Raw genomic sequence first — 16,657 nt, 5'->3', positions numbered from 1 at the left:
GTCGAATTACGATAATTAGCGAGTGTGCTTTTTATGCCTATTATCAACTATTACGCTACACCATGTCAGGCGACGACACGGATGTCGAACTGGAAGCGCGGCTCGAAGAACAAGCCGAGTTCGAGCCGCCGGAGGCGTTCGTCGAACAGGCGAACGTCGCTACGGGGGATATCTACGATGACTTCGACGAGAACTGGCCCGAGTGCTGGGAGGCCGCCGCGGACCTCCTCGACTGGGACTCGGACTACGACCAAGTACTGGACGACTCGAACCCGCCGTTCTTCGAGTGGTTCACGAACGGGAGCCTGAACGCCTCGGCGAACTGCCTCGACCGCCACCTCGACGAGCGCGGCGACGAGGCGGCTATCGAGTGGGTCGGGGAACCCACCGACGAGGCCGACCGGACGTACACGTACGCGGAACTCCACCGCGAGGTCAACGAGTTCGCCGCGGGACTCCGGGAGATGGGCGTCGGCGAGGGCGACGTCGTGACGCTCTACATGCCGATGATTCCCGAACTCCCCATCGCGATGCTCGCCTGCGCGCGCATCGGCGCGCCCCACTCCGTCGTGTTCGCCGGGTTCAGCGCCGACGCGCTGGCGACCCGGATGAACGCCGCGGACTCCGAGTACCTCGTAACCTGCGACGGCTACTACCGCCGCGGCGACCCGCTCGACCACCTCGACAAGGCGAACGAGGGACTGGGCGGCGTCGACCACGAGGTCTCTGACGTGGTGGTCGTCGACCGCCTCGGCGACGACGGCTTCGGCCACGACCTCACCGACACCCAGCGCGACTACGACGACGTGGTCGCCGCGAACGAGGGCGCGACGGTCGACCCCGTCGAGCGCGACGCGGAGGACATGCTCTTCCTGATGTACACCTCGGGAACGACCGGGGAGCCGAAGGGCGTGAAACACACGACCGGAGGGTATCTCTCGTGGGCGGCGTGGACGAGTCAGGCGGTCCTCGACATCAAGCCCGAGGACACCTACTTCTGCAGCGCCGACATCGGCTGGATCACCGGCCACTCCTACATCGTGTACGGCCCGCTCGCGCTCGGGACGACGACGATGATGTACGAGGGAACGCCCGACTATCCCGAGCGCGACCGGCTCTGGGAGATAATCGAGGAGTACGAGGCGACCCAGCTGTACACCGCGCCGACCGCGATTCGGTCGTTCATGAAGTGGGGGTCGGAGTACCCCGACCAGCACGACCTCTCCAGCCTCCGCCTCCTCGGAACCGTCGGCGAGCCGATCAATCCGCGGGCGTGGAAGTGGTACTACAAGCACATCGGGAACGAGGACTGCCCCATCGTCGACACGTGGTGGCAGACCGAGACCGGCGGGATGATGATAACGACGCTCCCCGGCGTGAAGAAGATGAAACCCGGGAGCGCCGGCCCGCCCCTCCCCGGCCTCGACGTACAAATCGTAGACAACGCGGGCGACCAGATCGAACCCGGGCGCGCGGGCTACCTCACGGTACAGAAGCCGTGGCCCGGAATGCTGCGCACGCTCTACAAGAACGACGAACGCTACATCGACGAGTACTGGGCCGAGTACTCGGACACCGAGAGCGACGACCCCGACGACTGGGTGTACTTCCCCGAGGACGGCGCGAAAATCGACGACGACGGCTACATCACCGTGCTCGGCCGCGTGGACGACGTCATCAACGTCTCCGGGCACCGCCTCGGCACGATGGAGATCGAGTCAGCCATCGTCGGCGTCGAGGGCGTCGCCGAAGCCGCCGTCGTCGGCGGCGACCACGACATCAAGGGTGAAGCAGTCTACGCGTACGTCATCACCGAGGACGGTTACGAGGGCGACGACGACCTCCGCGCGCGCATCGTCGAAGGCATCGAGGACGCCATCGGCCCCATCGCGCGCCCCGAACAGGTCGTGTTCACGCCCGAACTCCCGAAGACGCGCTCCGGGAAGATAATGCGCCGCCTCCTCGAGGACGTGGCGAACGAGGACGAGCTCGGCGACACCTCGACGCTCCGCAACCCCGAAATCGTCGAGACGATCCGCGACCAGGCACGCAACTAACCACCAACGAACGCGATTCCACCATATTCACGTGAGACACTATGACAGAAAATGACAGGCACGATTCGGACGGCGAACGAACCGCTCCCGACGGCGGCACCACCGCGGCGCAACGCCACCGGGAGACGAACTACCTCGAAGAGGAAGTGAACCTCCTCAAACCCAGCACGGAGTTCATGCGCGACCACCTCCGACTCATCTGGACGGGGTTCGTCATCTGGGCGGTGCTCGTGTTCGGACCCGTGACCGCGACCGCGCTCGCGCCCGAGACGATGACGATGACCATCCCCGGCGGGTTCCCGCTGCACTACTTCCTCGTCGCTATCGGCGCTCCCGCGGGCGCGCTCATCCTCTCCGTCTGGTACGCGCGCCGCCGTGACGCGCTCGACGAGAAGTACGGAATCAGCCACGGAGGTGACGCCTGATGAGTCTCCTCCTTCCGATGCAGAGCGGGCTGCTCCCCGAGGGCTTGAACGTCTCGTTCAAGCTCATCCCCGCCATCCTCGTGCTGGCGATGCTCGGACTGTTCCTCGTCATCGGCTTCGTGTTCAAGGTCGCCGACACCGAGGGCATGTGGGTCGCCGGACGCTCCATCGGGAACGTCGAGAACGGCATGGCCATCGGCGCGAACTGGATGAGCGCAGCGTCCTACCTCGGCATGGCCGCGCTCATCGCACTGAGCGGGTTCTACGGGCTCGCGTTCGTCGTCGGCTGGTCGACCGGGTACTTCATCCTCCTCATCTTCATGGCCGCCCAGATGCGGCGGTTCGGGAAGTACACTGCACCCGACTTCGTCGGCGACCGCTACAACTCCGACACCGCGCGCGCCATCGCCGCCGTCACCACGTTCCTCATCGGGTTCGTGTACGCCATCGGGCAGGCGCGCGGCATGGGCCTCGTCGGCCTCTACATCTTCGGCGACCTCGGCATCCTCGGCCTCACCGGCTACCAGTCGATGGTCGTGTTCATGATGACGATAACAGTCGGCTACCTGAGCATCTCCGGTATGATGGGCGCGACGAAGAACATGGCCGTCCAGTACGTCATCCTCATCGTCGCGTTCCTCGCCGGCCTCTACGTCGTCGGCTACGTGAACGGCTACTCCACCGTCCTCCCGCACATCGAGTACGGCGAGATGTTCAGCGTGCTGAGCAACGAGTTCAGCGAGCCGTTCGTCCACCAGAGCTACTACCTCTGGATCGCGACCGCGTTCTCTCTCGTGGTCGGCACGTGCGGCCTCCCGCACGTCCTCGTGCGGTTCTACACGGTCGAGTCCGAGCGCACGGCGCGCTGGTCGACGGTGTGGGGGCTCGGCTTCATCTGCCTCCTCTACCTGAGTTCGCCCGCGTTCGCCGCGTTCGGCACCGACCTCTACTCGAACCAGATCGGTGACGTGTACGGCGACCCCGGAATGACGAGCGCGGCCGGTGACGTCATCGTCGTGCTCGCTGCACAGCTCTCGAACCTCCCGACGTGGTTCGTCGGCCTCGTCGCCGCGGGCGGTATCGCGGCCGCAATCGCGACGGTCGCCGGCCTGTTCATCGCCGGGTCGTCCGCCATCTCGCACGACATCTACGCGAACATCATCAACCCCGACGCGACCCAGCGCCAGCAGGTGCTCGTCGGTCGCCTGAGCATCGTCGCGCTCGGCGTCATCACGACGCTCGCCGCGCTCAACCCCGCGGCCCCCATCGCGGCGCTCGTGTCGTACGCGTTCTCGCTCGCCGGTGCAGTGTTGTTCCCGATGTTCTTCCTCGGTCTCTGGTGGGAGAACACGAACCGTCAGGGCGCGCTCGCCGGCATGACCACGGGCCTCATCATCTGGATAATCCCGATGATCAACGAAGTGCTGCCGACGTACGTCTCGTCGCTCGATAGCACCATCTCACCGGTGCTCGCGCAGTGGGTGCCCGCCATCGGCTCCGCGCTCGTCGCGGTTCCGGTGGTGTTCATCGTCACCATCGCCGTGTCGCTCGCGACCGAAGAGCCGGACATGGAGACGAAACGCCTCGTCCGGCAGTGTCACAGCCCCGAGCCGATGGACCGCATGGAGTCCGCGGAAGAAGTCGTGTCCACGGACGGCGGCGAGGACGTCGAGGGAGGTGACGCCTGATGTACGACCGCATTCTCGTCCCGACCGACGGCAGCGACGTCTCGGAGGTCGCCATCGAGCACGCGGTCGACCTCGCTGAGAAGTACGACGCCGAGATTCACGCGCTCTACGTCGTCGACGTGGACGCCGTGAGCTTCGGGCTCGGCGCGGAGCAAGTAGACCGCATCCGCCAAGGCCACCTCGGCGAGATGGAGGAAGTCGAGGAGAAAGCGAACGACGCGACGGGCGCGGTCGCCGACGCCGCGAGCGCCCACGGCATCGACGTCGTGGAAGCGGTGCGGGTCGGGCAGCCGCACGCGGTCGTCTCCAAGTACGCCGACGACGAGGACATCGACCTCGTCGTCATCGGCAGTCACGGCCGCAGCGGCGTGCGCCGCGCGCTCCTCGGGAGCGTGACCGAGCGCGTGCTGCGCTCCACCCGCAAGCCCGTGCTCGTCGTGGACTTCGAGCCGGAGGACTGACCATGGGCGTGCTGGACTCCGTCCGCGAGCAGAAGTCCGGGATGATGGCGGACCTCGTGTTCGCCGTCGCCTGGGTCGTGGGCGTGAACGTCCTGTTCGACCTGACGAACGGCCCGGACTGGGCGTACTACCTCTGCATGTTCGCGGGGGTAATCGCCTACTTCGGGTTCTTCACGTCGCTGAAGATGGCGCGGGCGCAGCAGTAGCCCGCGCCCCCGCACTCCGACACGATTTTGGCGGCCCCGACAGAAGCGAGAGTATGCTCAGCCGCCAGTTCGTCCGGGAGAACCCCGAGACGGTGCGCGAAGCCCTCGACAACAAGGGCGTCGACGTCGACCTCGACCGCATTCTGGAGGTCGACGACGAGTGGCGCGACCTCAAGGCCGAGGGCGACGACCTCCGCCACGAACGCAACGAAGTCAGCTCGAAGATCGGCCAACTCAAACAGGAGGGGAAGGAGGAGGAGGCCGAGGAAGCCATCGAGCGGTCGAGCGAACTCAAGGAGCGCATCGAGGAGGTCGAGGAGCGGGCGGACGACCTCGAAGCCGAACTCGAAGAGCGCCTGCTGGAACTCCCTCAGATTCCGCACGAGAGCGTGCCGGTGGGCGAGGACGAGTCGGAGAACGTCGAGCGCCGCCGCGAACTGTTCGACGACCGCCGCGACCTCCCGGAGGACGTGGTGCCGCACTACGACCTCGGCGAGGAACTGGACATCCTCGACTTCGAGCGCGGCGCGAAAGTCTCCGGTGGCGGGTTCTACTTCGCGAAGGGCGACGGCGCGCGACTCGAACACGCGCTCGTCCAGTTCATGCTGGACGTTCACCGCGAGCAGGACTACGTGGACGTGTTCCCGCCGATTCCCGTGAACTCGGCGTCAATGCGCGGCACCGGCCAGTTCCCGAAGTTCACGGAGGACGCGTACCGGCTCGGCGGGTCGAACGAGGAAGAGTACGACGACGACGACCTCTGGCTCCTCCCGACCGCCGAAGTCCCGGTGACGAACATGTACCGGGACGAAATCCTCCTCAGCGAGGACCTCCCGCTCAAGCACCAGGCCTACTCGCCGAACTTCCGCCGGGAGGCGGGCGAGCACGGCACCGAGACGCGCGGCATCGTGCGCGTCCACCAGTTCAACAAGGTCGAGATGGTGAACTTCGTCGAACCCGAGGAGAGCTACGAGCGCTTCGAGGGGCTCGTCGCGGAGGCGGAGGAAGTCCTCCAGCGCCTCGAACTCCCCTACCGGATTCTGGAGATGTGTACGGGCGACCTGGGGTTCACGCAGGCGAAGAAGTACGACCTCGAAGTGTGGGCGCCCGGCGACGACATGGAGGACGGCCCCGCGGTGGGCGGGCGATGGCTCGAAGTCTCCTCGGTCTCGAACTTCGAGGACTTCCAGGCACGCCGCGCCGGCATCCAGTACCGGCCGGAGAAACACGAGAGCGCCGAGTACGTCCACACGCTGAATGGGTCGGGGCTCGCGGTGCCGCGCATCGTCGTCGCGATTCTGGAGTACTACCAGAACGAGGACGGAACGGTGGACGTGCCCGAGGCCCTTCAGCCGTACATGGGCGGCCAGGAAGTCATCGAGGGCGGTGAGAAGGTCGGTGAGAGCGCGCTCGGCGCGCAGGACTAGTCGGCGTACGTCCGCAGTTTCGCTATTCTCTCGTCGGTTTCGAACACGTCGACGAACGCGAACATGAGTTCGTCGGGCGCGAACAGGTGGCCGTGCGCGACCGCGCCGTCCACGCCCGCCGTCACCGAGTCCACGACGTGTTTGGTGTCGGTGCGCGGGCGGTCGTCGCGCATGAAGGAAACGAACTCGTCGCGGCCCGCGAGCGTGCGGTCGGGGCGGACGTGTTCGAAGTCGGGCGCGAGCACCGCTCGGAGCGCCTCGTAGTCGCCCGCGTCGATGGCGTCGTAGTAGGCGTGCGCGAGGTCGACCGAGTCCATACCCCGGCGTGAGTGCTCGACGGACAAGAAACGTGTGGGGCGAACGCGGTGTTTTTGCCCGCCCGTGGCGAAGCAGCGGTGTGGAGTTACACGTTCGGTACGAGGGCGACGACGACCCCGCGAAGTGCACGGCGCGAAAGCTCGCGCGCTTCGACCTCGCCGCCCTCCACCGCACGAACCGCGAGACGCCGTACGGCGTCGTCCTGAACCCGCACGCCGACACCGCACTCAGTCCCGCGGACGCCGCCCACCAGCGACTCGTCGCGCTCGACTGCTCGTGGGAGACCGCCGAAAAGGCGATGTTCGAGATGCCGGGCGACCACCGCGCGCTTCCGTTCTTGGTCGCCGCGAATCCCGTGAACTACGGCCAGCCGTTCCAACTCAACACCGTCGAAGCGTTCGCCGGCGCGCTCTGCATCCTCGGCCACCGCGAGCACGCCGAAGAAATCCTCGCGAAGTTCACCTGGGGCCACACCTTTCTCGAACTGAACGAGGAACCGCTCAGGCGGTACGCGGAGTGCGAGGACTCGACCGAGGTCGTCGAAATCCAGCAGGAATACCTCGACGCGGGCGAGGAGTGAGTGGGTCCGCGAGCGTGGCGCTCACGGGCGAGGGAAAACGAACGAAAACGGTCGAGAATTACGTGGAGCGGCGTTCGCGGGCCTTCGGGCGAAGCTTCCCGTAGCCGCACTTCCGACACCGGGCGGCTTCCTGGGGGTTGCGGGCGTTGCAGCGCATGCAGACCTGTTTGCCGAGGAGTCGGTCCTCGATGGAGATTTCCTTGCTCATACGGGAGTTCTCGACGCCGAGGCGTTTAAACCTTGAGAAACACGCCCACTCGCCGCTCCGCCTACTCGTCGGGGTACTTCGGTTCGCGGCGGTCGGCGCGTTCGAGCGCGCGCTCCACGACGGCGCGTACGTCGCCGTGGAAGACGCTGCCGTGGCCGCTATACATGTGTTCGACGGTGTCGGGGAGGCGGGCGAGGAGGCGTTCGATGCTCTCGACGAGCGTGCCGCGGTCCTGGCCGGGCATGTCGGTGCGGCCGAAGCTCCCGTCGTCGAACGCGCCGTCGTCGTGCACGACCACGTCGCCGCTGAACAGGCTGGTGTCGGAGACCAACGAGACGTGGTCGTCGGCGTGACCGGGCGTGTGCACGACTTCGAATGTTTCGTCGGCGATGGTGAGGGTGTCGCGGTCGGCGAGTTCGTGGGTTCGATGGGGGTGGTCGGCGTACGCGTACACGTCGGGGTCGAAGGCGTCGACCACCGCGTCGAGTTCCGCAACGTGGTCGCCGTGCTGGTGGGTGATAACGACGCGATCGAGCGTGTCGGCGTGCTCGCGGACGACGTCCGCGACGCCCGGCATCGCGCCCGCGTCCACGAGCGTCGGCGTGCCGTCGAGCGCGAGGTAGGCGTTGCACGTGAAACTCTCCGCGTCCGCGGTGACGGTCGTGACGTCCATAGTTGAGGGAACGAACGGCGGTGACAAATAGGCGGGGAATTTTTGAATCCGTCGTCCGTAGGAACATACATGGGCTTCGGTAGTTACGACGAGTCCGAACAGGAGAATCAGAACCTCGACTCGGACATCGACGAGAGCGCGAGCGTCGATACCGAAGAACACGCACACAGGGGGGAGGTCGACTACGAGATAGAGGCGTCGAACGACGAACTCCTCGACAAACTCAAGGACATCAAGAGCGAGTGAAACCGGGGACGCGCGCGCTCGGCGTCGCGGAATCCTACACCGGAGAGCGCTCGACGCTCGCCGGCACCGTCGTGCGCGCCGACCGCGTCGTGGACGACGTTTGTTTTGCTTCGTGTACCGTCGGCGGTCTCGACGCCACCAGCCGGATTATCGACCTCTGGAGCGACCTCGACCGGCCGGACGTCCGGTACGTCGTGCTCGCGGGAATCGCGCCCGCGTGGTTCAATATCCTCGACCTCACGCGGATTCACGACGCCGTCGAGCGACCCGTACTTTCCATCTCCTTCGAATCGAGTCCCGGACTCAGCGAGGCCATTCGCCGGGAGTTCGACACGCCCGGGGAGCGCCTCGAACGCTACGAGCGCCAGCCCCCGCGGGAGCGCGTGTCCGTGAACGACGAGTCGGTGTTCGTGCGGTCGATAGGATGTGACGACCCCGCGGGCGTGGTTCGGGCGTTCACACCGGAGGGCGGCCGTCCGGAGCCGGTGCGGGTGGCACGGCTCGCGGCGCGCGCCGCGGACGACTACCGCACCGATTAATTTCCCCGGCGAGCCAGAGGTTGGTATGGAGAACATGGACGGCCTCGACGTGACCGCGTGCGAGCGCTGCAGCGACCTCGTGTCGTCGCGGTCGCGCATCGTGAACGGCACGGGGCCCGCGGACGCGGACGTGGTGTTCGTCGGGGAGGCGCCGGGCGAGCAGGAGGACCAGGAGGGCGTGCCGTTCGTCGGACGGAGCGGTGACGTGCTCGACTCCGCGCTCGGCGAGCACGGCCTGCCGCGCAAGCGGGTGCGCATCACGAACTGCGTGCGGTGTCGGCCGCCGGACAACCGCGACCCGAGCACCGAAGAACTCGCGAACTGTCGGCCCTATCTCGAGGCGGAAATCGACCAGCTCGACCCGGCGGTGATAGTGACCCTAGGGAAGGTGCCGAGCGAGCACCTGCTCGAGCGAGATGTGGCGGTGACCAACGAAGCCGGCACCGTCGAAACCATCGACATCGCAGGGACGCGGCGGGACGTACTCGTCTGCGTGCATCCCGCGGCGACGCTCTACGACCGCAGCCAAGAGGCGACGTTCGACGCGACCATCGAGAAGGCGGCGACCATCGCGGGCGTCGAGGGCGGGCAGGCGACGTTCGACGACTACTGACCGCGGAGTCGAGCGCCGGAGGGGAAAACGACTTGCCCGCGGTCGGCGTATCCTCGAACATGAGCACTACGGACGCCCAGCGGCAGGCGGCGGCGGCGGTCGTCGTCGTTGACTACGGCCTGGGGAACCTCCGGAGCGTGACGCGCGGCCTCGAACGCGCGGGCGCCGACGTCACCATCACCGACGACACCGACGAAATCGTGGACGCGGACGGCGTCGTCCTCCCCGGCGTCGGCGCGTTCAGCGAGGGTATGGAGAACGCGGGGCCGTTCCGTGACACGCTCCTCGACGTGGCGGACGCGGGAACGCCCTTGTTCGGCATCTGCCTCGGCATGCAGATGCTCCTAGAGGGGAGCGAGGAAGCTACCCGCGACGGCGAGGGCGACGTCGACGGACTCGGTCTGATTCCGGGGCGGAACGTCCGGTTCAGTCAGGGTCAGAAGGTCCCGCACATGGGCTGGAACGAACTCGACGTACAGCGTGACCACCCGCTCGTCGACGGCGTCGACAACGTCTCGTCGGAGACGCGACTGGCCGACGGAACCGGGGGCGATTCCGTCGATGGAGAGTACGCGTACTTCGTGCACTCCTACTACGCCGAACCCGAGGACGAGGTGAACGTCGTCGCGACGACTGACTACGACGTGGAGTTCGCGTCCGTCGTCGCGAACGAGGCGGGGAACGTGTTCGGCACGCAGTTCCACCCGGAGAAATCTGGAGAAACAGGATTGACGATTCTCCGGAACTTCGTCGATATCTGTTCTGAGCGCTAGCGGCGCATCGCGACGCTGTACATCCGCCCCGTGGAGTTCGGCGCGCGCTCGGTGAGTTCGCGTGCGCGGTCGAGCAGCGGGTCGGCGAGGTGGTCGGGGACGCTGGCGGCGGTGTCGCGGGCGGCGTCGAGGTGGGCGTCGAAGAGGTCGCGGGGCCACGGAACCGGTTCGAGGATGTCGCGGGTTCGCTCGTGCGTCCACCCGCGCGCTTCGAACAGCGCCCGAAGTTCCGTGTCAGGGTGAAAGACGTACGCGGGACGGCCGTCAGCGAGTTCGGCGAGCGCGTTCTCGACGCCGAACAGCCGACGGATGGGTTCGTCGCGTCCGACGGGCGCGTAGTCGTCCACGACCAGCCAGGCGTCGGGGGCGGCGACGCGCGTGAGTTCGTCCGCGATAGCGGTAGCTTCGGCGTTCGTGAGGACGTTGAAGAGCGCGTGCGCGAACACCACGTCCACCGTATCGTCGGGGAGCGGAATCGACCGGAGGTCGGCCTGCAGGACGGCGGCCGCCGGAATGCGCTCGCGGACGCTCGCGGCGTGGGCGCGGTCGGCGGTGACCGCGTAGACGGCGGCCGCGCCCGCGTTCCGGAGGCCCGCGGTTCCGTTTCCGACGCCCGCGCCGGCTTCGAGCGCGACAGCGCCGTCGACCGGAACGTCCGCGAGCGCGTCCGTAACCGTGTCTGGAACGTCCGTCATAGGCGGAACTGTCGGTCGAAGTGTCGAAAAGCCAGCGACCGCGAATCGGTCGCGGGTTCGAAGGGCTCCCAGCGCGGTTGTCGTGGGTCGTCCGGAATCAGGCGGGCGTCCTGCGGTCGGCGACGGCGTTGACGCCGATGCCGACGAGCGCGAGGAGGACGGAGGCGGCGGCGAGGTAGGCGAACATGTTCTGGACGCCGACGGCGTCGGTGAGCCAGCCGGCGACGATGTGGCCGAGCGCGCCGCCCGCGCCGACGCCGACGCTCGTGAGGAGGGTTTGGGCGGTGGAATGGAGGCCGTCGGGCGCGCAGTCGTGTGCGAGATTGACGAGCGCGAAGAAGAGGAGCGCGAGGCCGACGCCGAGGCCGACGTTCGCGAGGAGGACGGAGCCGAGCGTGGGGAAGACGGCGAGACCGGCGTAGCCGGCGGCGAACCCGAGGCCGCCGAGGGAGACGAGGCCGCCGTAGGAGAGCGCGGTGCGGCCGACGGCGAGGAAGACGACGGTTTCGGCGACGGTTTTGGCCGCCCACGCGGCGCCGGTGTAGCCGTCGCCCAGGCCGACCGCGCGCATGTAGACGGAGAAGAACGCGTCGCCGGACCGGGACACGAACCCGAGGAGGAACGCGGCGACGAGCACGACCTGGAACTGGCGGCGGGCGAGCAGTCCGAGCGCTTGCGTGCCGAGGCCGCCCTGGAGGACAGAGTCCTCGTCGTCGGGGATGGTGAGCGCGAGCGCGACGAACACGACCATGCCGGCGATGTAGAGGTAGACGACGAGCAGGGTGGTGGTGTACGCGAGGAGGAAGCCGATGACGAGTACGGCGATGCCGAAGGAGGTGGAGCCGAAGCTTCGGGCGAAGCCGTAGTCGAAGCCTTCGCGGAGGACGAGCGCGTTCGACAGCGGGACGATTGGGGCGCGGCCGACGGCGAAGAGCGCGGTGCCGGCGGTGATGAGGAGGAAGGCGCCGCCGGACAGACTCGCACCGAGCGGGTACGCGAGGAGCGCGACCGCGGAGACGGTGGCGGCGGCGACGAGAACGCGAGCGGGTGAGCGCGTGTAGTCGGCGACGAACCCCCAGAGGGGTTGGACGACGACGCCCGCGACGATCATCACCATTCCGACGAAACCCATCTCGACGCCCGACATCCCCATCTCCTCGAGGAGGACGTTCCGAAAGGCGGCGAACCCGCTGAACGCCGCGAAGAACACGAAGTAGAGCGCGGGGTAGCGATAGCGACTGTCCACCCGTCGAGTCAGGACGAGCAGCCACCTGAACGTGATGATTCGCGAGAACTGTGAGGAAAATAAACACGGAAATTGGGTGGTAGTCGCGGATGCGGAGCGTGGCGGCGCGGATGCGGAGCGTGGCGGAGGCGGAGGCAGCGCGGGACGACAGTGGTTCCGGGGATGCCGCGGCGGCCGGTAGGCCGCCGTCTGCGTGAGCCGACGGCAAGGGTTGGGAATCTGCAAGGTCGCGCAGAATCGAAGATTCTGCTGGATACAGGAAGACGCTTCGCGTCTTCCTTTGAGGTTTTGCCGGCGCAGAGCGCCGGCAAAAGGGCTTGCTAGAGGAAATCCCGGACGTCCGAGTAGTACATGTCGTGGTGGTCGAGTTCGTCGATGGCGTGGGCGATGTCGGCGGCGAGGGCGTGCCAGCAGCGTTGGCCTTGGTCGGTGTCGATGTTGTAGGTGGAGTCTTGGCAGTGACAGCCGCCGTTTTCGATGACGTATTCGTCGTGGTGGCCGACGACGACTGTGAAGTCGTTGTATTCTTTGACGCGGCGTTCGCTGACGGCTTCGATTGCGCGTTGGCCGCGGTCGCCGTGTTCGGCGAGGATTCGTTGGACGATGCTGGGCGTGAGTTCTCCGGTGTCTTGGAGGGTGTCGCGCCAGTCGTCCGTCACGGGCGGTTTTGGTGGGGGCGTGGTTTAGCCGGTTCGATTGCCCCACCACTGTGACCTTAATGATTATTAATGCGTATCCAGCCATATTACATTATCAATCATTAACTTTATCGTGGTGTTTCGCACCTGACTGAACGCAATGGCAGTACACCACCGCGCCTCCGACGCTCGCACCGCTTATCGACCATCGCCAGCCACCACGACACAATGCCCGAATACACCGACATAGACAACACCGGCGCGCCGGCCGTCCCGGACCTGACGAACACCACCGACCCCCGCGAGGACTACGACGAATCCGTCCTCAGCCACCGCATCCAGACCAATGAGTGACTACAAGGACTACACCTACCGCGACATCGACAACCCGGCCGGCCGCGAGTTCCGCGAGAAGCTGGAGAACCAAGACTACGTCTTCGCGCCCGGCCTCTACCACGCGCTGGACGCGCGACTCGCCGAGCGCGCCGGATTGGACGCCGCCTACATGAGCGGCTACTCCACCGTCCTCGGCCAGTTCGGCTTCCCCGACCTCGAAATGGTCACGATGACCGAGATGGTGGAGAACGCGAAGCGAATCGTCGAAGCCACCGACCTCCCCGTCGTCGCCGACTGCGACACCGGCTACGGCGGCACGCACAACGTCCGGCGCGCCGTCCGCGAGTACGAGAAGGCCGGCGTCGCCGCCATCCACATCGAGGACCAGACCACGCCGAAGCGCTGCGGCCACATCGCCGGCAAGCAAGTCGTCTCACAGGAGGACGCGCGAGCCCGCATCGAGGCCGCCGTGGACGCGAAGCAGTCCGAGGACACGGTCATCATCGCCCGCATCGACTCCTACGGCTCCGCGAACGGCGACTGGGAGGACCACCTCGAACGCGGCCGCCTCTACGCGGACGCCGGCGCGGACCTCGTCTGGCCCGAGATGCCGGACCCGAGCCGCGAGGACGCCGTCAACTACGCCGAGACCATCCACGAGACCCACCCCGACCTCGATTTGGCGTTCAACTACTCGTCGTCGTTCGCGTGGAGCGAACAGGACGACCCGCTGACGTTCCAAGAGCTCGGCGACCTCGGCTACACGTACCAGTTCATCACGCTGTACGCCCTCCACTCCGGCGCGCACGCGGTGTACGAGGACATGAAGAACATCGCGGAGAACGACGAGCAGGCCCAGTTCGACCTCGAAGACCGCTATCTCGGCCACGAGACCGAGAGCCACCACGAGATGTCGCTCGTGCCGCGCTACCAGGAGATCGAGGCGCAGTTCGACCCGGACGCGAAGCGGCGGATGGAGGAGTCCGCGGGGTTCACCGAGGACGAGTCCGACCCCATCACGTCCGACGGAGACGCACCGGAGCCAACGCAGGATGACTGACCCGACCGACCGGCACTACGACCGCGCGTTCGTGCGGTCGTTCTTCACGAGCCCGACGGCGGTGGACGGCGAGGACGACTCCGCGAAGATGCTGCGGCGCGCCGCACAACTCCGCGGGCTGGAAGCGCCCGACGTGTGGGTGCCGGACAACGAGGACGCGACCGCGCCGTCGATGCGCGACGAGGGCGCGCGGAACATCACGGACGTCGTTTCGGAGCACGGCGCCGACTTCCCCGGCGAAGTCCATCCGCGGGTCGTCTGGCACCGCGACAGCCCCGAAACCCGGTATCGAGGGTTTCAGCACATGCTCGAAATCGCGGACCCCGAGAACGGCGCAGTCGACGACATCGACGGGTTCGTGATTCCCGAGGTCGGCGACCTCGACGACTGGAAGAAGGCGGACGAGTTCATCACCATCGTCGAAACCGAGCACGGCCTCGACCCCGGCAGCCTCTCGATGTCCGTCATCATCGAGTCCGGGGAGGCCGAACTCGCGATGAGCGACCTCCGCGCCGAAATCGGGAACCCGAGCAACAACCTCGAACGCATGTTCCTGCTCGTGGACGGCGAGGTCGACTACACGAAGGACATGCGGGCGATGACGCCGACCGGCGAACTCCCCGAGTGGCCGGAGTTGCGGCACAACACGTCGCGGGGCGCGAGCGCCGCGGGACTGGTCGCCGTGGACGGTCCCTACGACGACATCCGGGACGTGGCGGGCTACCGCGACCGCATGGAGGCGAACCGCGCGAAGGGCATGACCGGCATCTGGTCGCTCACGCCCGGACAGGTCGTGGAGGCGAACACCGCCCCGCTCCCGCCCGAGTCCGGCCAGTGGCTGCTCGACGACGGCAGCGGCGAGGTCGAACTCGACGAGTCGGACGGCCGCTGGACCTACCCCGGGGACTCCCTCTGGATTGAGGAGACCGCGGACGGCTACCGGTTCCAGGCCGGCACCGAGACCCGGGAGTGCGACGGCGAGGAGCTCCGCGAGGAACTGCTGTCGCGGGCGTCCTACGTGCCGAGCATGGACGACATCGTGGACTCGATGGAGCAGTTCGAGGCCGCGAAGGAAGCCGGCACCGGCGCCATCGCGATGACGCGCGAGGCGACCATCGAGGTCGACGGCGTCACCGTGGAGATACAGAACGACCGGATGTGGGACGAAGCCACCTATCAGGCGGCGAAGACGCCCATCACGCTGTTCCAGGACGTGTACGAGCACCGTCCCGACCAGCACGACGAACTCGCGAAGCGGTACAGCGAGGACGTCGTGGAGCGCGCGGCCGCGGTCGGCGAGTAACCGATTCGCGGGGCTTTTTTCGGCGGGTCGCGGAGTCAGCGTATGCTCGTAGAGGAGGGTGCGGTGACGGTGGAGGTCGAGTCCGAGTCCGGCGGCGGCGAGGGCGCGGCGGAGGGCGTGTTCTTCAACCCCGGTCAGGAGCTAAACCGCGACATCACCGTCGCCGCGCTCCGCGCGTACCGCGAGCGCACCCCGGAGGCCGACAGCTACCTCGACGCCACCGCCGCGAGCGGCATTCGTGGGGTTCGCGCGGCGAACGAGGGCTGGAACGTCACGCTCGCCGACACCGACCCCGACGCGGTTTCGCTCGCCCGTCGGAACCTCGGCCGGAACGACCTCGACGGAACGGCCGTGCATCAGGACGCGAACGCCGTTCTCCACGACAAGGACGCGTACTTCGACGTGGTGGATATCGACCCGTTCGGCACGCCGATTCCGTTCGCGGACGCCGCGCTCGCGAACGCCCGCGACCTCGTCTGCGTCACCGCGACCGACACCGCGCCCCTCTGCGGCGCGCACTTCGAATCCGGCGTCCGCAAGTACTCGACCGTCCCCCGGAACACCGAGTACCACGCGGAGATGGGTCTCAGGGTGCTTCTGTCCGCGTTCGCCCGCACCGCCGCGCGCTACGACGTGGGCGTCACGCCGATTCTGAGCCACGTGAGCGACCACTACGTTCGCACCTACCTCGACCTCTCCCACCGCGCGACCGACGCGAACGCCGCCATCGACGAACTCGGCTACATCCACCACTGCGAGGCCTGCCTCCACCGCTGGACGGAGAAGACGCTCCTCCCGGAGTCGCCGGACGCCTGCCCCAACTGCGGGGAGGGCGTGCAGACCGCCGGCCCCGTCTGGCTCGGCGCCGCGCACGACGCCGAGTTCGTCGGGGACGTGGTGCGAGAGCTCACGGGCGAGATGGGGAGCGCGGAGCGCGCGGAACGCCTCCTCGAACGCATCGCGGGCGAACTCCACGAACCCACGCACTACGACCAGCACAAGCTCTACAAGCGCTGGAACGAACCCGCGGTCGGGATGGACGAGTTCCTCGACGCCGTCCGCGACGGCGGGCACGAGGCGTCACGCGCCCACTACGGCGGCACGACGTTCAAGACGACCGCGTCCGTCGCGGAACTGCGCGACCTCGCCCCGTAGGTCTTTTTCA

General features: G+C 67.0%; 21 protein-coding genes. 15 read left to right on the top strand and 6 right to left on the bottom strand.

The features are described from left to right. Nucleotides 1-62 precede the first annotated feature (62 nt). The 6 genes from acs to serS are packed head-to-tail and all read left to right on the top strand — an operon-like array spanning nt 63 to nt 6,264. On the top strand, nt 63-2,057 hold the full coding sequence (acs, locus tag ACOZ4O_RS09115) for an acetate--CoA ligase (protein ID WP_424524997.1): 1,995 nt from the start codon (nt 63-65) through the stop codon (nt 2,055-2,057). A 41-nt stretch (nt 2,058-2,098) separates the two neighbouring features. Beyond that, on the top strand, nt 2,099-2,482 hold the full coding sequence (locus ACOZ4O_RS09110) for a DUF4212 domain-containing protein (RefSeq protein WP_424524996.1): 384 nt from the start codon (nt 2,099-2,101) through the stop codon (nt 2,480-2,482). Then, nucleotides 2,482-4,170: a sodium:solute symporter family transporter gene (locus ACOZ4O_RS09105; protein WP_424524995.1), complete on the top strand. Its 1,689-nt coding sequence runs from the start codon at nt 2,482-2,484 to the stop codon at nt 4,168-4,170. Before ACOZ4O_RS09110 ends, ACOZ4O_RS09105 begins: the two co-directional genes overlap by 1 nt. Beyond that, on the top strand, nt 4,170-4,631 hold the full coding sequence (locus tag ACOZ4O_RS09100) for a universal stress protein (protein WP_424524994.1): 462 nt from the start codon (nt 4,170-4,172) through the stop codon (nt 4,629-4,631). Before ACOZ4O_RS09105 ends, ACOZ4O_RS09100 begins: the two co-directional genes overlap by 1 nt. Nucleotides 4,632-4,633: 2 nt before the next feature. Further along, a complete protein-coding gene (locus ACOZ4O_RS09095) occupies nt 4,634-4,837 on the top strand; it encodes a hypothetical protein (RefSeq protein ID WP_424524993.1) in 204 nt (67 codons plus the stop codon). A gap of 53 nt (nt 4,838-4,890) precedes the next feature. Beyond that, nucleotides 4,891-6,264, top strand: a complete 1,374-nt coding sequence (serS, locus tag ACOZ4O_RS09090; protein ID WP_424524992.1) for a serine--tRNA ligase — start codon at nt 4,891-4,893, stop codon at nt 6,262-6,264. Here serS and ACOZ4O_RS09085 read toward each other — a convergent pair. Further along, complete coding sequence (locus ACOZ4O_RS09085) at nt 6,261-6,581, bottom strand: nuclear transport factor 2 family protein (protein ID WP_424524991.1); 321 nt, start codon at nt 6,579-6,581, stop codon at nt 6,261-6,263. The genes serS and ACOZ4O_RS09085 overlap by 4 nt on opposite strands. Nucleotides 6,582-6,661: 80 nt before the next feature. Here ACOZ4O_RS09085 and ACOZ4O_RS09080 point away from each other — a divergent pair, with 80 nt between their 5' ends. After that, nucleotides 6,662-7,162 (top strand): DUF367 family protein, encoded by a 501-nt coding sequence (locus tag ACOZ4O_RS09080; protein WP_424524990.1) that lies wholly within the window; start codon nt 6,662-6,664, stop codon nt 7,160-7,162. A gap of 58 nt (nt 7,163-7,220) precedes the next feature. On the opposite strand, the gene ACOZ4O_RS09075 is transcribed toward ACOZ4O_RS09080, so the two are convergent. Both ACOZ4O_RS09075 and ACOZ4O_RS09070 read right to left on the bottom strand, forming a co-directional pair. Then, on the bottom strand, nt 7,221-7,370 hold the full coding sequence (locus ACOZ4O_RS09075; RefSeq protein WP_424524989.1) for a 50S ribosomal protein L40e: 150 nt from the start codon (nt 7,368-7,370) through the stop codon (nt 7,221-7,223). 61 nt (nt 7,371-7,431) lie between these two features. After that, nucleotides 7,432-8,043: an MBL fold metallo-hydrolase gene (locus ACOZ4O_RS09070; protein ID WP_424524988.1), complete on the bottom strand. Its 612-nt coding sequence runs from the start codon at nt 8,041-8,043 to the stop codon at nt 7,432-7,434. Nucleotides 8,044-8,112: 69 nt separating this feature from the next. Here ACOZ4O_RS09070 and ACOZ4O_RS09065 point away from each other — a divergent pair, with 69 nt between their 5' ends. Genes ACOZ4O_RS09065 through hisH form a run of 4 tightly spaced genes read left to right on the top strand, consistent with a single transcriptional unit; the run spans nt 8,113 to nt 10,214 of the window. Then, nucleotides 8,113-8,289 carry a DUF5786 family protein gene (locus ACOZ4O_RS09065; RefSeq protein ID WP_424524987.1) on the top strand — a complete coding sequence of 59 codons (177 nt, stop codon included), beginning with the start codon at nt 8,113-8,115 and terminating at the stop codon, nt 8,287-8,289. Next, on the top strand, nt 8,286-8,828 hold the full coding sequence (locus ACOZ4O_RS09060; protein WP_424524986.1) for a DUF99 family protein: 543 nt from the start codon (nt 8,286-8,288) through the stop codon (nt 8,826-8,828). The genes ACOZ4O_RS09065 and ACOZ4O_RS09060 overlap by 4 nt, the downstream gene beginning before the upstream one ends. Before the next feature lie 25 nt (nt 8,829-8,853). Continuing rightward, nucleotides 8,854-9,441 (top strand): uracil-DNA glycosylase, encoded by a 588-nt coding sequence (locus ACOZ4O_RS09055; RefSeq protein WP_424524985.1) that lies wholly within the window; start codon nt 8,854-8,856, stop codon nt 9,439-9,441. A 59-nt stretch (nt 9,442-9,500) separates the two neighbouring features. Next, the gene (gene hisH / locus ACOZ4O_RS09050) at nt 9,501-10,214 is read left to right on the top strand and encodes an imidazole glycerol phosphate synthase subunit HisH (RefSeq protein ID WP_424524984.1); all 714 of its coding nucleotides are present in this window, start codon (nt 9,501-9,503) and stop codon (nt 10,212-10,214) included. On the opposite strand, the gene ACOZ4O_RS09045 is transcribed toward hisH, so the two are convergent. The 3 genes from ACOZ4O_RS09045 to ACOZ4O_RS09035 all read right to left on the bottom strand — a co-directional run bounded on the left by ACOZ4O_RS09045 (nt 10,211) and on the right by ACOZ4O_RS09035 (nt 12,814). Continuing rightward, nucleotides 10,211-10,909: a class I SAM-dependent methyltransferase gene (locus ACOZ4O_RS09045; RefSeq protein ID WP_424524983.1), complete on the bottom strand. Its 699-nt coding sequence runs from the start codon at nt 10,907-10,909 to the stop codon at nt 10,211-10,213. The genes hisH and ACOZ4O_RS09045 overlap by 4 nt on opposite strands. 97 nt (nt 10,910-11,006) lie before the next feature. Beyond that, a complete protein-coding gene (locus tag ACOZ4O_RS09040) occupies nt 11,007-12,155 on the bottom strand; it encodes an MFS transporter (protein WP_424524982.1) in 1,149 nt (382 codons plus the stop codon). 320 nt (nt 12,156-12,475) lie between these two features. Further along, entirely contained in the window at nt 12,476-12,814 is a 339-nt protein-coding gene (locus ACOZ4O_RS09035) for a hypothetical protein (protein WP_424524981.1), read from the bottom strand. Nucleotides 12,815-13,021: 207 nt separating this feature from the next. On the opposite strand from ACOZ4O_RS09035, the gene ACOZ4O_RS09030 reads away from it, so the two are divergent. Genes ACOZ4O_RS09030 through ACOZ4O_RS09015 form a run of 4 tightly spaced genes read left to right on the top strand, consistent with a single transcriptional unit; the run spans nt 13,022 to nt 16,647 of the window. After that, the gene (locus ACOZ4O_RS09030) at nt 13,022-13,147 is read left to right on the top strand and encodes a hypothetical protein (protein ID WP_424524980.1); all 126 of its coding nucleotides are present in this window, start codon (nt 13,022-13,024) and stop codon (nt 13,145-13,147) included. Next, nucleotides 13,140-14,189: an isocitrate lyase/PEP mutase family protein gene (locus ACOZ4O_RS09025; protein WP_424524979.1), complete on the top strand. Its 1,050-nt coding sequence runs from the start codon at nt 13,140-13,142 to the stop codon at nt 14,187-14,189. The genes ACOZ4O_RS09030 and ACOZ4O_RS09025 overlap by 8 nt, the downstream gene beginning before the upstream one ends. Continuing rightward, complete coding sequence (gene aceB, locus ACOZ4O_RS09020) at nt 14,182-15,492, top strand: malate synthase AceB (protein ID WP_424524978.1); 1,311 nt, start codon at nt 14,182-14,184, stop codon at nt 15,490-15,492. The genes ACOZ4O_RS09025 and aceB overlap by 8 nt, the downstream gene beginning before the upstream one ends. Before the next feature lie 42 nt (nt 15,493-15,534). After that, a complete protein-coding gene (locus ACOZ4O_RS09015) occupies nt 15,535-16,647 on the top strand; it encodes a tRNA (guanine(26)-N(2))-dimethyltransferase (RefSeq protein ID WP_424524977.1) in 1,113 nt (370 codons plus the stop codon). The last annotated feature ends 10 nt before the right edge of the window (nt 16,648-16,657 follow it).

This window comes from Salarchaeum japonicum (assembly GCF_049705945.1).
Lineage (GTDB): Archaea > Halobacteriota > Halobacteria > Halobacteriales > Halobacteriaceae > Salarchaeum > Salarchaeum japonicum_A.
This window is presented reverse-complemented; position numbering and strand designations above follow the sequence as displayed.